Source organism: Rhodococcus sp. NPDC059969, from assembly GCF_042738325.1.
Lineage (GTDB): Bacteria > Actinomycetota > Actinomycetes > Mycobacteriales > Mycobacteriaceae > Rhodococcus_F.
The window spans coordinates 1-1919 of sequence record NZ_JBHWUF010000030.1; the positions used below are offsets into that span (position 1 = coordinate 1).

At 72.0% G+C, this 1919-nt stretch carries 1 protein-coding gene; it reads left to right on the top strand.

The window, feature by feature from the left end; all coding sequences use genetic code 11:
• Window positions 1-1919, top strand: a 1919-nt coding sequence (locus ACFWAD_RS29795; RefSeq protein WP_378550420.1) for a hypothetical protein, incomplete at both ends; no start/stop codon positions are given.

The window sequence follows — 1919 nt, forward strand, 5'->3', positions numbered from 1 at the left end:
GGCGCACCGGTGAGGCGTGGGACAAGTACCCGGACGCCGTCGGCACCGGCGCCAAGCCGGTCCGCGAAGTTCTCTTCAACTGCGTCGAGACCCAGGGCCGCAAGCTCCCGCGCACCCCCGTCGTCAAGCGCACCGGCTGGCACACCCTCCCCGACGTCGGTCGCACCTACGTCTTCGCCGACGGCCGCACGTTCCCCGAAGACCGCCAGGTCCGCCTCATCGGCGCCCCGGAGGCCCTGGCCCGAGCCGCCGCCCCGCTGGACCGCACGGCCAGCGACGACGAGTGCAAGGCCGCCATGACCACCGTCTGCGAGCACGGATGGGTGGCCTCCTTCGGCATGGCCGTCGGTGCCCGCTCCATGGGCTTCTCCCTCAGCCCCGTCGCCGCCTCCGTCGTCGCCGAAGCCGAACCCAACTCCGGCAAGACCCAGGCTGGCAACGTCGGCCGCTCCCTGCTCCTCACCCCCCGCCCCAAGCTGTGGCCCCCTGTGGTCACCAAGGGATTCAGCGCCACCATCACCGACATGGAGTGCGCGATCGAGTTCGAGGGCGACATGCCCTCCCTCATCGACGACGTCGCCATCACCCGGGCCTCCTCAGCCATGGAGCTCCGCGACGCCAACGCCAAGCTGGAGATGATCCTGCGCGGCGCGGGCAACGCCGGAGAACTCCGCGGCCGCCGCAACCGCGACATGACCGCGCGGGTGAGTAACTACGCCCGCGCCATCCCCCTCGTCGCAGCGCAGATGCTGCCGCCCACCATGCAGCCCTCCCTCTACCGCCGCACCGTCGTCCTCTACCTCTCCCAGGAAGGCGGAGAGGTCGACTGGCGCTGGTACCGCGACGGCGGTCACGCCTCCCTCGCCGTGCCGCTGCGTACCATCGGCGACCGGATCATCGCCCACCTCCACGGCATCGAGAAGGTGGAGGAGTACCTGGCTGACCTCGAAGCCAAGGCCCTCAAGTGCTTCCTGCCGTACGTGGAAGCCGCGATGCCCAAGGCATCCGGCGCCATGGACGGCGTCATCAGCGCCGCCGCCGCCATGCTGTCCGGCTACGGCCTCCTCGCGGCCGTCACCGGCCTGGACATGGAAGACCTCATCGCCACCGTCGCGACCCCCCTCGCGCTGTCCCTGGCCCGCCAGGCCCGCAAGTACGACGACCAGGTCGGCGTCCAGGACGACCTCAGCGCCGCCGTGGTCGAGATCGTCCGCGCCGCGCTCGCCAGCGGCCGCGCACACGTCCGCGACGAAAAGGGCGTCATCAGCCCCGCTGTCCCCGGCGAGGTCGAGCAGGTCCAGGGCGTCACCCAGGCGCGCGACGGCTCCGACAACTGGGAGGGCAAGGGCCCCGCCGTCTACTGGCTGCCCGAGAAGGGCCCGGCCGTCGGCATGAAGACCGCCGAACTCCACCTGCTCCTCAAGGCCGCCAGCGACCCGCGCGTCCAGGGCATCGGCTCCCGCTCCCTGCCCGAAGCTCTCCTCCAGGCCGGACTCACCATCCGCAACGACCGGCAGAAGGACCGCGTCGCGGTCCACCAGATCCGAGTGGGCGACGCAAACCCCCGCCTGCTCCTCCTCAAGGCCGAGCAGGTCTGGGACCTCGACGCCCCCCCGAAGCCCGACGGTGACGACGGTGGCCCCGGCGCGGGCCCGGACGGCGGCGAGGGACCCGGCCCCGACGGCAACCCCGACGGCATCCAGCCGCCGGCCGAACCCGTCCAGGGCGAACTCACTGACGCCGCCCCGCAGACCACCACCAGCCACCCCGCACCGGACAGCCCCGCCACGACCGAACAGGAGGAACCCGACATGGCCGTGCAGATGGACGACGTGCCCAGCGGAACCTGCGTGCGCTGCGGCCACCCCACCACCCACCACAGCGACGGCGTCTGGGCCCACATGGAGATCCCCGGCTTC